Raw genomic sequence first — 12808 nt, forward strand, 5'->3', positions numbered from 1 at the left:
TCAGTGCTCGTGCGCAGTTCCGAGGTACGCGTCAATCACCGTCTGGTCACGGCGCACGTCGTCGGGAGCGGCGTCGGCAATCTTGCGGCCGTAGTCGAACACGGCCACCCGGTCGGAAATATCCATCACGACGCCCATGTCGTGCTCGACGAGGATCAGGGTCGTGCCATGAATCTCGTTGACGTCCAGGATGAACCGGCACATGTCCTCCTTCTCTTCGAGGTTCATGCCGGCCATCGGTTCATCGAGCAGCAGGAGCTCCGGTTCCGCCGCCAAGGCCCGGCCGAGCTCCACCCGCTTCTGCATCCCGTAGGGGAGCTCGCCGACGGGAGTTCTCCGGACCGAGGGAATCTCCAGGAAGTCGATGATTTCCTCGGCCCGGCGCCGATGCTCGATTTCCTGTCGGCGCGCCCACCCCAGCTGCAAGGCCTCGCTGAGGATGCCGCGGCGCATCAGGCTGTTGCGCCCCGTCATGATGTTGTCGAGCGCCGACATGCCCGGGAACAGCGCGATGTTCTGGAAGGTCCTCGCAATACCGAGACGGGCGACCTCATACGGTTTCATGCGTGGTGGCCGTTCCTCGCCCTTGTGGCGAACGACACCGGAAGAAGCGGTGTAGATGCCGCTGATGATGTTGAATAGCGAGCTCTTGCCGGCGCCGTTCGGCCCGATAATTGCGAGCCGTTCGCGCGGCTGGACCGCCACGCTCACATCCTGCAGTGCCCGCAGGCCGCCGAAGGAAAGGTGAATGTTCTCGAGCGCAGTGACCGGAGGGCCGCTGCCGATCTCGCGTTTCATGCCGCCGCCGCCACGGGAGCGGCTTCATCCACGTCCCAGATCTGCACGTCGGCCTCAATCGTCCCCCGCCGGCCGTCCTCGAAGGTGACCTCGGCCGCTACGCGGCAAGAGTCCCGACCCGCGTACAAGGCTTCCACGAGCTCGCCATAGTTTTGACCGATCACGGTCCGACGGACCTTTCGGGTTCGGGTGAGTTCGCCGTCGTCGGCGTCGAGTTCCTTGTGGAGGACGAGAAAGCGTCGAATCTGGGAGCCGCGCAGCGCCGGATCCGCGCCGAGGTCGGCGTTTACCTCGCGGATCGCACCGCGCACCAGCTCATACACCTCCTTTTGCCGTGCAAGATCGGTGTATCCCGAGTACGCGATACCGCGGCGCTCAGCCCAGTCGCCCACCGCCTCAAGGTCGATGTTGATCATGCAGCAGGCCATGTCGCGCTCGTGCCCGAAGGCCACCGCCTCGCGGATCCACGGGTGGAACTTGAGCTTGTTCTCGATGAACTTGGGTGCGAACAGCGTACCGTCGGTGAGCGCTCCCACGTCCTTGGCCCGGTCGACGATCCGCAGGTGCCCGGCTTCGTCGAAGTACCCCGCATCCCCGGTTCGCACGAAGCCGTCCTCGGTCATTGACTTCGCCGTCGCATCGTCGTCCCGGTAGTAACCCTGGAACACGCCATCGCCGCGGAACTGAACCTCCTGGTCCTGGATTCGGACCTCGACCCCGGGGAACGTGGCGCCGACCGTGTCGGCCCGCGCTTCCGCATCGGCCTGAATCGTCACGTAGACCGAGGCTTCGGTCTGGCCGTACAGCTGCTTGAGGTTGATCCCCAGCGACCGGAAGAAACGGAACACATCAGGCCCGATCGCCTCGCCGGCGGTGTAGGCCACGCGGATGCGGCCCAATCCGAGTACGTCGCGGAGCGGTGCGTAGATCAGCAGATCGCCCACCGCATACTGCAGTCTCTGCAGCGGGTTGACCCGGTTCCCGTCAAGAATGTCGCAGCCAACGCGCCGGGCCACGCCCAGGAAGTAGGAAAACAGGCGACGCTTGACCAGGGCGGCATTCTCCATGCGGACCATGAGGGAAGTCAGCATGTTCTCGAAGATGCGCGGTGGGGCGAAGTAGTAGGTCGGGCCGATTTCGCGCAGATCGGTCAGCACGGTCTCCGGCGACTCGGGGCAGTTCACGCAGAACCCGGCGATATGGCACTGCGCGATCGAAAACACGAAATCACCCACCCATGCCATTGGCAGGTAGGCCAGCACCTCGTCGCTGTGGGTCAAGCTGTCGAACTTGACCGCGCGCCGGGCCGGCTCGATCAGGTTGGCGTGCGTGAGCAGCACCCCTTTGGGTCGGCCGGTGGTGCCGGACGTGTAGAGGATGGCCGCGATATCCGTGGGGCGGCCGCGGGCGACTTCCCGCTCGTAGTCTTCGGGGTCCCGGCCATGCAGACCCTTCCCGGCCTCGGCGACGGCAGCTAGGTTAACCAGTCCTTCGACCTCGTCGTACCGCTCAAGACCACGCGGGTCGGTGTAGACGATCGCCCGCAATTCGGGGAGGCGGTCACGGACCTCAATGAGCTTGTCGACCTGCTCCTGATCCTCGACCACGGCAATCCGCACGCCGGCATGTTCGCAAACATAGGCAATCTCTTCGGCGACCGAATCCTGGTAACACGGAACGGGTATGGCACCGATGGTCTGACCGGCAGTGAACGACCAGTAGAGGTGCGGCCGGTTGTCCCCGATGATCGCAAAGCGGTCGCCGCGATCGAGGCCAAGAGAGCGGAGCCCGAGCGCCAGGTGCCGCACCTCCTCGGCAACCTCGGACCACGTCCATGTCTGCCAGATCCCGAATTCCTTCTCGCGGTAGGCGGGCCGATCACCCAGGTGTTCGGCGTTCGCCCGCAGAAGCCTCGGGAATGTGTTTGCAGCGGGTTTTCCAGCCATAGTCTCTGCGTCGTGCGAGGGGGAGAGGCCTGCAGTGGCGATGGCACTGCAGGAACACGATTCTCGTTGGCCCGCGAAGTTGTGGCCCGGACCCGTGGCGGAATGCTTGGGCTCGGTGGGGGCCGGCCCGGAATCAGCCCAGATGGCGATGCCACAGCCAGCGTATGTGTCTACCACACAGGCCCTTGGTTTTCCACGGATAGAGCCCGTCATGCGGGCGAAAACACTGTAGCTTGCACTTGCGTGCGGTCTGCGCGAGCATCGCTGCCCTGAACCGGAGGGTCCCGCTTCCATGACCCGCTTCTTCGCCGCCCTCCTACTGGTGGGCGTGGCCGTCGCAACCGGCCCAGCCTGGGCGGCCGACACGTTTCTTCGCATGGTCTCGGGGCCGGCTGGCGGGAACTGGTACCCCCTCGGCGCCAAGCTCATGGAAATCGTCGGTACCGGCCTTGACCAAGTGGTGACGTCCAATGCCCCTGGCGGCGGCGGGGCCAACGTGCAGGACATCAACCGCGGCGACGCCGAGATCGGCTTCAGTTACGGGCACACCGTCTACCGCGCCTTCTCCGGCGTTGACCGCTCCGGCAAGGAGCACCCCAACCTCCGGTTCGTCGCGACGCTGTATCCCGCCGCCCTGCAAACCGCGGTGCCGGCCGACTCCGACATTGTGTCCTACTTCGATCTACAGGATCGCAATATCAGCCCCGGCAAGGCCCGCTGGTCCGGTTTCGAGGCCGTGCAGCTGCTCCTTTCCTATTACGGGTTCGGAGTTGACGACGTTCGCGCCAACGGCGGCACGGTGCACCACGTGTCGTACAGCGATTCCGTGGCGCTGATGCGCGACGGGCACATCGACGCCTTCTCCGGCCTCACCAGCGTCCCGCAGGCGTCCTTCATCGATCTCAATTTCAGCGTGGGAATCCGGTTCCTGCCAGTCGAGGATGACGTTCGTACGCGTTTTCTCGCCGAGAATCCCGGATACGTCGACAGCGTGATCCCGCAGGAGGCATATGAGGACCAGTCCGGCGACGTGCCGACCGTAGGGGCCACGACCGTCCTCATCGTCAACAAGGATGTTCCCGAAGAGGTGGTCTACGGCGTGACCCGCCTGCTGTGGGAACGTCATGCGGATCTCGCTGCCGTGAGTCCGACCTGGAAAAACGCCAGGCGGGAAGATGCCCTGCAGGCAGCGATCATCCCGCTCCATCCCGGGGCGGAACGCTACTACACGGAACACGGCCTGCTCCCCTAGCAGGGCCGGCACACCATGAGCGGACGGGAACGCTCCGGCCCCGACAACCTGTCACTTCTTGAACAGGCGCTCCGACACCCGGGCGCCAACCTTGCCCGGACGGTCGCCTGCACGGTGGCAGCGCTCAGCATCGCGCTGGCGTTGTTCCACCTTTTTTGCGCGCTGTTCGGAACTCCGGAATCGCGAGCCTTCCGCTCCACCCACCTGGTGGTCATGCTGGTGCTCGCGTTCCTCCTGCGGCCGCTCGGCCGCGCCTCGCCGCTTGATCCGGTCGTGGTGCCGGGCGATCCGGGCAACACGCGCCGGATGATGGGGTTCGCCGCCGATCTCTCCCTCGCCGCTCTCGGCATCTTCGTGCAGGTCTACACCCTGTTCGATCTCGAGGCGTTCCTCATGCGTCAGGGGGACATCACCGACACCGACATGGCCGTGGGCACGCTGATGGTCATCCTGGTGCTCGAAGCGACCCGCCGGATGGTCGGGTTGGCCATGGTGGCGGTAGCAGGCTTCTTCGTGGCACACGCCCTGTACACGCCCCACTTTCCCGGCTTCCTGTACGGGCCACCGACCTCGTTCCGAAAGTTCGTCGACTTCGTCTTCATGCGCACCGAGGGGATCTTCGGGATCCCCATCTACGTGGCGTCCACGTACATCCTCCTGTTCATCCTCTTTGGCGCGATCCTGCTGCGCTCGGGCGCGGGCCGGTTCTTCATCGATTTCGCGGTGTCGTTGACCGGCCACCGAATCGGCGGCCCCGCCAAGGCGTCCGTGGTGGCGAGCAGCTGCCTGGGGACGGTCTCCGGATCCGCCGTTGCCAACGTCGTGACGACCGGGCCGTTCACGATCCCCCTCATGAAGCAGATCGGCTACCGACCCCGGTTTGCCGGGGCGGTGGAGGCCTGCGCGTCGTCCGGCGGCCAGATCACACCACCGATCATGGGCGCAGCTGCGTTCCTAGTCGCCGAGTTCCTGCACATCAGCTACCTCTGGGTCATCGTCGCCGCGATCATTCCGACGGTTCTCTACTTCACAACCGTGTATTTCATGGTGCATCTGGAGGCCGAGCAGCACGGGATTGGTCGCATCGATCGCGACCAGCTGCCGAAGTTCCGTGAGGTCCTCGCCCGGGGATGGCACCTGCTGCTGGCCCTGGGTGTCCTCCTTGGCCTCCTGTTCGCTGGCTACACGCCGATGCTTGCGGCGTTCTGGTCGATCATCGCGCTGGTCGGCCTGAGCTTTCTCCGGCGTGACACGGCCATGACAGCCGTGGACCTGTTCGCGGCCCTGGAAACCGGCGTGCGGAACACCGTGCCGGTGACCATCGCGTGTGCCTGCGCCGGAATCATCATCGGTTCGATCTTCACGTCGGGACTGGGCCTGAAGTTCACCTATTCCGTGATCGACCTGGCCGGGGGGAGCCTGCCGATTCTCCTGTTCCTCACCGCTGTCGGCGCGATCATCCTCGGCATGGGCATGACCACCACGGCGGTCTACATCACCGTCGCCGCCCTGGTTGTTCCCGCCCTCATCGAAATCGGCGTCGTGCCCATCGCCGCGCACTTCTTCGCCCTTTACTTCGGCGTCGTATCCTCCATTACACCACCCGTGGCGCTGGCCTCCTTCGCTGCAGCCGCGGTCGCCGGCGCACCGCCGATGGCGACCGCGGTCGAATCCGCCCGTATCGGAATCGCCAAGTACCTGGTGCCGTTCGCATTCGTGTACAACCCGTCGCTGCTTCTGGAAGGACCGGTCTGGATGACCGCAATATCCCTGCCGCTTGCGCTGGCCGGAGTCTGGTCCCTGTCCCTGGCGCTGGAAGGATGGTACCGCGGGCCGCTCCCGCCCGCGCTGCGAATCGTGTTGGTCGTCACCGGCGGACTGCTCTTCCTGCCGCCACAGGCGGTGATCGCAGGCCTGCCGGCGTGGTGGCTGGTGGCAATCGGGGGAACGGTTCTGGTCCTCGTGGCCCTGGGGAGGAGGCGCGGGCTCCTGCGCTCGGCACCATCGCCATGAGGCGCGCCCTGCTGTACTGGCTGCTCTGGGCGGGAATCCTCGCGGTCCTCGCCTACCTGGGTTACGCGAAGATCCACGTTCGAGAATTCATCGTGTTCATCTGCGTGCTGCTCGGGCTGGCCGTAGTGACGGTGGTCATCATCCTGGCGACTTATCGCAAGGGAGAACGCGTCACGCGCGAGCCCTTTGACACCTGACCGGGATCCGGCCGGGCAGAGAACGCCCTTCGTACGACGAGCACGCACACCCTGCCCGACACGGTCTTCGGCACGCCCCGACCAGCACCAACCAGCTGGAAGACCAGGCGGTCCTGCCACCAGCCGACATCCACAGACCCGACCGCCCCGCAGCAGGCCGTGCGGCAGGGTCCTGCGATCGGCTGACACACCCCGGTGCGGATCGGCCTCCCTGCCGCAGCGCTACGGCAGGGTGATGCGCCCCCCGCTCGCGACCATCGTCTGCCCGGTGGAGAAACTCGACCGGTCGGACAACTGGAACAAGATCATCTGTGCAATTTCGTCGGCCGTGCCCATGCGCTGCATCGGGGTATTGTCGATCACCGATTGCCGCCAGACAGGATCTGAACCCGCCACCATGTCCGTGTCCGTGAGACCCGGCGCCACCGCGTTGATCCGCACCGCGGGCGCCAGGGCGCCCGAGAAATTGCGGACGATACCGACGACTGCCGCCTTGGATACCGCGTAGTCAATCATCATCGGTCGACTAAATAGCCCGGCGATCGACGCGATGCACACAATCCGCCCGTATCCGCGCTCCAGCATGCCGTCCTTGACCGCCATGACGGACAGAAACACGCCGTCCACGTTGACGGCCATGGTCCGCTTCCAGATGTCGTACGTGAGCTTGGTATGCGGAACCGAATCGGCGATCCCGGCGTTGGCGACCAGGAGATCGACCGGCCCGAGGTCTGCTTCCACAGACCTCACCATGGCCTCGACCTGCGCCGGGTCTGACACGTCAGCCTGGACGGTCATCGCCGCCACCCCCTCCGCTTCCACCAACCGACGGGTCTCCGCTGCGGCATCCTCCCGGCCGACATAGTTGATGGCGACCCGTGCGCCTTCCTGTGCCAGCCGCACGCAAGTCGCTCGGCCGATCCCGCGGGACCCGCCCGTGACGAGCGCCGTACGTCCCTCAAATTCCTTCGTTGCCATGGCGGTTCCTTTCGATCGTGTCGGCCTCGCCGCCCCGGATTCGTGCCCGCGCCGACGTGGTCGCGTCCCGAGCGGTCAGGGCTGGCTCCTGCCTCAGCGGGCGGTTCGACCGCGCACTATAGGAGCCGTAACCGCACGAGTCCGGTGCTGTTGGCTCCCGACGGGATCGCCCCGCGACATTCGCTGTGACAGCGTCCGTTCACGGGATTGAACGCCCGCCCGGCAGATTTGTAACCGCAGCCCTGACATGGTCCAGTCGAACTGGTAGTATCATCCCTCAGGTCAGGTGATATCATACGAGACTGTCATGGCCCACGATGCATGCTCAGGACGGTTCCTGCTCCGTATTGATCCATCTCTGCATGCCGCCCTGCGGCAGGCAGCGGCCGCACACGGGCTCTCGCTCAACGCTTTTTGCGCGCGGCGCCTCGCCCACCCCATGGGCATGCTCCTCGACTTCCCGGCGGCCTCTGCAGCGCTTCAGCGCGCGAACGACGTGATCGGGGGTGCGCTGATTGGAATGGCAGTCTTTGGATCCTGGGCCCGCGGCGAACCCACCGACGCCTCGGATGTCGATGTGCTGGTCGTGGCCGACGAGAACGTCCCGATCGCCCGCACCTTGTACCGGAAGTGGGATGAAAAGCCGGTCAGGTGGGAAGGACGGCCCGTCGACCCGCATTTCACCCGATTGCCGACCGGCCGACGGCCACCGTCCGCGCTGTGGGCCGAGGTGGCGATCGACGGCATGGTGCTGATCGAACGTGAACTCCGCCTTTCCGCACACCTGGCGGCAGTGAGACGCGTGCTGGCGGCAGGGCGGCTCCGCCGACGAACCGTGCACGGACAAGGGTATTGGACGGAGGTCGCTTGACGATGCGTAACCGGGGACTTGCAGCGGATTATGTTCGGCGTGCCGTCGTTCGCGTTCAGGCAATTGAGGTACTGCACGGTGCCGGTAGCTGGGCCGATGTCGTACGCGAATCGCAGGAAGCGGTTGAGCTCGCGTTGAAGGGGCTGCTGCGTAGTTCCGGCATCGAACCGCCGCGCCTTCACGATGTCTCGGCCATATTGGCCAGCGAACGCCAACGTCTACCCGAATCCGTCCATGCGCACGTCGACAGGATGGCCGCGATTTCCCGCGACCTGCGCCGCGACCGAGAACTCGCATTCTACGGCGCGGAGGACCTCGTCCCCTCCGAGTTCTACGGGAAACAGGACGCCTGCCGGGCGCTCGCCGGTGCGCGCTTCGTCGTCGACACCGTTGCCTCGGTGTTCGGCACGCCGGACTGATACCGGCTCGTACCGGACCTCCGACCGGGAGCACCGACCTTCACGGCGGCGCCCGATCCCCATCAAACGGACGACAGGTCAACGCCCGGACGAATGGGCGTTCAGGAATGCGTGAATTGCGGGCCAGTAGCCAGGCTGAACGTGGAGGTCGTTGTGGTCCGCGTCGGGGACGCTGATCCATTGCTTCGGGCCGCCCCAGGCGTCGTACAGGCGCTGCGACAACCGGGGCGGGACCAGTCGGTCGTCGGCGCCCACCAGCACCAGCGCGGGCGTCGGGATGGCGGGTGCGCGGGCCAGCGAATCGAACGGGTGTTTGAGGAGCAGGGACACCGGCACAAACGGGTAGTGGCTTTGCGCGATGCTGCGGAGACTGTCGAACGGGGAGACCAGGACAGCAGCTTGCACCGGACGGTCGGCAGCGAGCTGCACCGCGACCCCGGTGCCGAGGCTGCGTCCGAACACCACGATCCGGTTCGGATCGACACCGTCCAGCTTTGCCAACCAGTCGAAGATGACCCGGGCATCGGCCGTCAGCGACACCTCGCTCGGGCGTCCTTCGCTGAGCCCGTACCCGCGGTAGTTGATGGCGGCGAACGACCACGGCGCGAGCGCTTCGGCATCGTGGAACTGCCCAGACACCTCCTCCGCGTTTCCGCCGAAATAGAGCACCAGGCCGCGAGGCTGCGCATCGCCCGTCGTGTGCCGGAGCCAGCCGTGAAGCCGGGTACCGTCCTCCGCCTCGATCTCTATCTCTTCGGTGTCCGACAGGAGCGCCACGGCCCGGCGATCGCCCTCCAGCAGCGGCGCCCGCAAGAAAATCAGCCGCTCCTGCAGCAGATAGAGCACCGCGCACACCCCAACGAATACGGCAAAACCGGTGCCGACCAGCGGCAGCACCGTTCGACGAGCGAAACTAACATTGCTGCCGTTCATGCCGGCGGATCCTGAGGGCGGTGCAGAACGGGCCGCCGAGCGGGAAGCTTCGGGCTGGCGTTACCTCGGCAGGTCAGTGCGCCCGATCAGGAACTGGTCGATCGACCGGGCCGCCTGCCGTCCCTCGCGAATGGCCCAGACCACCAGAGATTGCCCGCGACGCATGTCGCCTGCCGCGAACACGTTGCCGATCGAACTCTGGTAGCTCTCGGTGTCAGCCTTGACGTTGCCGCGTGCGTCGAGGTCGACGTCCAGCTCATCCAGCATGCCCTTTTGCACCGGGCCGAGAAAGCCCATGGCCAGCAGTACGAGGTCGGCCTCGAGTTCGAACTCGGTCCCGGCCACCGGCTGAAAGCGCTCGTCCACCCGCACGCATTGCAGACCGCGAACCCGACCGTCAGCACCGGCCAGCGCGCGCGTCTGGACCGACCAGTCTCGCTCCGCCCCTTCGGCCTGCGACGACGACGTGCGCAGCCGCAGCGGCCAATGCGGCCACGTTGCACCCTTGTCAGGATGCTCCGGCGGCATCGGGAGGATTTCGAGCTGCGTCACCGATGCCGCCCCCTGGCGGAACGAGGTGCCGATGCAGTCCGACCCGGTATCCCCGCCACCGATGACGATGACGCGGCGCCCGGCGGCCAGGATGTCTCGTTGCCAGTTGCGCGGGTCGCTGCCGATCCGGCGGTTCTGCTGCGTCAGGAAGTCCATCGCGAAATGCACACCGTCGAGGTCGCGGCCCGGGACTTCCAGGTCGCGCGGGTGTTCAGCGCCGCCCGCCAGCAGGACTGCGTCGAAGGTCGCGGCGAGGACCGAGGCTGTCTCGTCGTGTCCCACATGAACACCGCAGCGGAACTCCACGCCCTCCGCTTCCATCTGCTCGATCCGACGGTCGATATGCGACTTTTCCATCTTGAAGTCGGGAATGCCGTAACGGAGTAGCCCGCCCGGCCGCTCGTTCTTTTCGAAGACGGTCACCGCGTGGCCTGCTCTGGCAAGCTGCTGCGCGGCAGCCAGCCCGGCCGGGCCCGAACCCACGACCGCCACAGTCCGCCCGGTCCGAACGATGGCTGGCTGGGGTTCGATCCAGCCCTCTTCCCAGGCCCGGTCCGCGATCGCGCATTCGATCGTCTTGATGGTGACCGGCACGTCCTGAATGTTCAGCGTGCACGATTCCTCACATGGCGCCGGGCAGATTCGCCCCGTGAACTCGGGGAAGTTGTTGGTCGAGTGCAGCACGTCTGCCGCCTGCTTCCAGTCGCCCCGGTACACGAGATCGTTCCAGTCCGGGATAATGTTGTTGACCGGACATCCCTGGTGGCAGTAAGGGATCCCACAGTCCATGCACCGGCCACCCTGGACTTGCAGCTCCGAATCCACGAGCGGCTCCACGAATTCGCGGAAGTGTCCGATCCGCTCGGTGACCGGCCGATAGGCCCGTTCGCGCCGTTCGAACTCTAGGAAGCCGGTAACCTTTCCCATGTCAGAGCCGTTCCGCGGGTTGCGTCCCGGCAGCGGCCTGGTCTGCCGCCCTGGCCTGGGTCAGAGCCGCCCGGAAGTCGACCGGAAGCACCTTGACGAACTTGCCGATCACGTCATCCCAGTTCGCAAGCAGGTGCGCCGCGCGTGCGCTGTTGGTGAAGTGTCGATGGCGTGCGATCAGCGTGTACAGGCGACGCTCGTCGTCAGCCAGCATGTCGGCCAGCACGGGTTCCAGCTCAAGACCGTTCCCGTCCGCGAGAACCGTCCCGGAATCACGCGGCACCGGCCCCAACTCCACCATGCTCTGATTGCACCTGTCGGCAAACCTCCCGTCTTCATCAAGCACGTAGGCGAGGCCGCCCGACATCCCTGCGGCGAAATTCCATCCCGTCGCTCCAAGGCAAACGATCACGCCGCCGGTCATGTACTCGCAGCCGTGGTCCCCTACGCCCTCGACGACGGCTACGGCGCCGGAGTTGCGGACCGCGAACCGCTCCCCGGCAATACCGCGGAAATAGCACTCGCCAGAAATCGCACCGTAGAGCACCGTGTTTCCGACCACGATGCTCTCCTCCGGCACGACGCCGCTGTCCGGGGCGGGATAGATCGCAAGCCGGCCGCCGGAGAGCCCCTTGCCGGTGTAGTCGTTGGTGTCGCCCTGCAACTCGAACGCCACCCCGCGCGCGAGAAAGGCGCCGAAGCTCTGCCCGGCGGTGCCGCGGAAGCGGACCGAGAGCGTGTTCTCCCGCATGCCCGCATGGCCGTGCCTGGCGGCAATCCTGCCTGACAGCATGGCGCCGGTCGTACGGTCCGTGTTCCGAATGGGAAACTCGAGTTCGGCCGGGGTCCCATGCTCAATGGTGTCGGCGGCGGCCTCGAGGAGACGGCGATCGAGGATGTCGTCGATCGGATGGTCCTGGGTCTCCGAGTTCCAGCGCGCGATTTCGGGCCCCACGTCGGGGCGGTGGAAGAGCCGCGTGAAATCGAAACCGTTCGCCTTCCAGTGATCGAGCGCGCGCGCCGTATCGAGAAGGTCGGTGCGGCCAATCAGGTCGTGGAACCGTCGAATTCCGAGCTGGGCCATGATCTGGCGGACCTCTTCGGCCACAAACCAGAAATACCGAATCACGTGCTCGGGCGTGCCGGTGAAGCGGCGGCGCAGGGTCGGGTTCTGGGTCGCGATCCCCACGGGGCAGGTGTTCAGGTGGCATTTCCGCATCATCACGCAGCCGGCGGCGATGAGCGGAGCCGTCGAGAAGCCGAACTCGTCGGCGCCCAAGATGGCGCCGATCACGACGTCGCGTCCGGTCTTCAGGCCGCCGTCTACCTGCACCGCGATGCGGCCGCGCAGGCCGTTGAGGACCAGCGTCTGCTGGGTTTCCGCAAGGCCGATCTCCCAAGGGGACCCGGCATGCTTGATGGACGTGAGGGGACTGGCGCCGGTGCCGCCGTCGTACCCGGCGATCGTCACGTGATCGGCCCGGGCCTTGGACACGCCGGCGGCCACGGTCCCAACACCCACCTCGGCCACCAGCTTCACGCTGATCCGCGCACCCGGATTGACGTTCTTGAGATCGAAAATCAGCTGCGCGAGATCCTCGATCGAGTAGATGTCGTGGTGCGGTGGCGGCGAGATCAGCCCCACGCCGGGCGTCGAATGCCGCACCTTGGCGATCACGGCATCGACCTTGTGGCCCGGAAGCTGACCGCCTTCACCCGGCTTCGCGCCCTGGGCGATCTTGATCTGAATGTCGTCGGAGTTGACCAAGTACTCGGTGGTCACCCCGAACCGCCCTGACGCGACCTGCTTGATCGCCGAGCGCATCGAGTCACCGTCGGGCCGGACCACGAACCGGTCGACTTCCTCCCCGCCCTCGCCGGTGTTGGACTTGCCGCCGATGCGGTTCATGGCGATGGCCAGC

Annotated in this window: 11 protein-coding genes; 5 read left to right on the top strand and 6 right to left on the bottom strand. The window is 65.8% G+C overall.

Annotated features, from left to right (window positions below; all coding sequences use genetic code 11):
- Together OXH60_06045 and OXH60_06050 are read right to left on the bottom strand one after the other, a co-directional pair.
- A complete protein-coding gene (locus tag OXH60_06045; protein MDE0711678.1) occupies window positions 1–798 on the bottom strand; it encodes an ABC transporter ATP-binding protein in 798 nt (265 codons plus the stop codon).
- Window positions 795–2744: an AMP-binding protein gene (locus OXH60_06050; GenBank protein MDE0711679.1), complete on the bottom strand. Its 1950-nt coding sequence runs from the start codon at window positions 2742–2744 to the stop codon at window positions 795–797. Before OXH60_06050 ends, OXH60_06045 begins: the two co-directional genes overlap by 4 nt.
- 292 nt (window positions 2745–3036) lie before the next feature.
- On the opposite strand from OXH60_06050, the gene OXH60_06055 reads away from it, so the two are divergent.
- From OXH60_06055 to OXH60_06065, 3 genes are read left to right on the top strand one after another with little or no spacing between them, the layout of a single operon-like run.
- Window positions 3037–3996 carry a TAXI family TRAP transporter solute-binding subunit gene (locus OXH60_06055; protein MDE0711680.1) on the top strand — a complete coding sequence of 320 codons (960 nt, stop codon included), beginning with the start codon at window positions 3037–3039 and terminating at the stop codon, window positions 3994–3996.
- A 15-nt stretch (window positions 3997–4011) separates the two neighbouring features.
- Window positions 4012–6009, top strand: a complete 1998-nt coding sequence (locus tag OXH60_06060) for a TRAP transporter permease (GenBank protein MDE0711681.1) — start codon at window positions 4012–4014, stop codon at window positions 6007–6009.
- Complete coding sequence (locus tag OXH60_06065) at window positions 6006–6206, top strand: hypothetical protein (GenBank protein ID MDE0711682.1); 201 nt, start codon at window positions 6006–6008, stop codon at window positions 6204–6206. The genes OXH60_06060 and OXH60_06065 overlap by 4 nt, the downstream gene beginning before the upstream one ends.
- Window positions 6207–6428: 222 nt before the next feature.
- On the opposite strand, the gene OXH60_06070 is transcribed toward OXH60_06065, so the two are convergent.
- Window positions 6429–7184 (bottom strand): SDR family oxidoreductase, encoded by a 756-nt coding sequence (locus tag OXH60_06070; GenBank protein ID MDE0711683.1) that lies wholly within the window; start codon window positions 7182–7184, stop codon window positions 6429–6431.
- Window positions 7185–7491: 307 nt separating this feature from the next.
- Here OXH60_06070 and OXH60_06075 point away from each other — a divergent pair, with 307 nt between their 5' ends.
- Together OXH60_06075 and OXH60_06080 are read left to right on the top strand one after the other, a co-directional pair.
- Complete coding sequence (locus OXH60_06075) at window positions 7492–8055, top strand: nucleotidyltransferase domain-containing protein (GenBank protein ID MDE0711684.1); 564 nt, start codon at window positions 7492–7494, stop codon at window positions 8053–8055.
- A 2-nt stretch (window positions 8056–8057) separates the two neighbouring features.
- Window positions 8058–8474, top strand: a complete 417-nt coding sequence (locus tag OXH60_06080; GenBank protein ID MDE0711685.1) for a HEPN domain-containing protein — start codon at window positions 8058–8060, stop codon at window positions 8472–8474.
- A gap of 78 nt (window positions 8475–8552) precedes the next feature.
- On the opposite strand, the gene OXH60_06085 is transcribed toward OXH60_06080, so the two are convergent.
- From OXH60_06085 to OXH60_06095, 3 genes are all read right to left on the bottom strand, one after another.
- Complete coding sequence (locus tag OXH60_06085) at window positions 8553–9407, bottom strand: alpha/beta hydrolase (protein ID MDE0711686.1); 855 nt, start codon at window positions 9405–9407, stop codon at window positions 8553–8555.
- Window positions 9408–9467: 60 nt separating this feature from the next.
- Window positions 9468–10886, bottom strand: a complete 1419-nt coding sequence (locus OXH60_06090; protein ID MDE0711687.1) for a glutamate synthase subunit beta — start codon at window positions 10884–10886, stop codon at window positions 9468–9470.
- A 1-nt stretch (window position 10887) separates the two neighbouring features.
- Window positions 10888–12808: glutamate synthase-related protein (locus tag OXH60_06095; GenBank protein MDE0711688.1), on the bottom strand; the 1921-nt coding region annotated here is incomplete at its 5' end.

This window comes from Rhodospirillales bacterium (assembly GCA_028824295.1).
Taxonomy (GTDB): Bacteria; Pseudomonadota; Alphaproteobacteria; order TMED109; family TMED109; genus VXPW01.

Excerpts from the sequence above, each read along its gene's own strand:
- OXH60_06050 (MDE0711679.1), bottom strand. The coding sequence starts at position 2,744 with ATGGCTGGAAAACCCGCTGCAAACACATTCCCGAGGCTTCTGCGGGCG.
- OXH60_06080 (MDE0711685.1), top strand. The coding sequence starts at position 8,058 with ATGCGTAACCGGGGACTTGCAGCGGATTATGTTCGGCGTGCCGTCGTT.
- OXH60_06070 (MDE0711683.1), bottom strand. The coding sequence starts at position 7,184 with ATGGCAACGAAGGAATTTGAGGGACGTACGGCGCTCGTCACGGGCGGG.
- OXH60_06075 (MDE0711684.1), top strand. The coding sequence starts at position 7,492 with ATGGCCCACGATGCATGCTCAGGACGGTTCCTGCTCCGTATTGATCCA.
- OXH60_06060 (MDE0711681.1), top strand. The coding sequence starts at position 4,012 with ATGAGCGGACGGGAACGCTCCGGCCCCGACAACCTGTCACTTCTTGAA.
- OXH60_06090 (MDE0711687.1), bottom strand. The coding sequence starts at position 10,886 with ATGGGAAAGGTTACCGGCTTCCTAGAGTTCGAACGGCGCGAACGGGCC.
- OXH60_06045 (MDE0711678.1), bottom strand. The coding sequence starts at position 798 with ATGAAACGCGAGATCGGCAGCGGCCCTCCGGTCACTGCGCTCGAGAAC.
- OXH60_06085 (MDE0711686.1), bottom strand. The coding sequence starts at position 9,407 with ATGAACGGCAGCAATGTTAGTTTCGCTCGTCGAACGGTGCTGCCGCTG.
- OXH60_06065 (MDE0711682.1), top strand. The coding sequence starts at position 6,006 with ATGAGGCGCGCCCTGCTGTACTGGCTGCTCTGGGCGGGAATCCTCGCG.
- OXH60_06055 (MDE0711680.1), top strand. The coding sequence starts at position 3,037 with ATGACCCGCTTCTTCGCCGCCCTCCTACTGGTGGGCGTGGCCGTCGCA.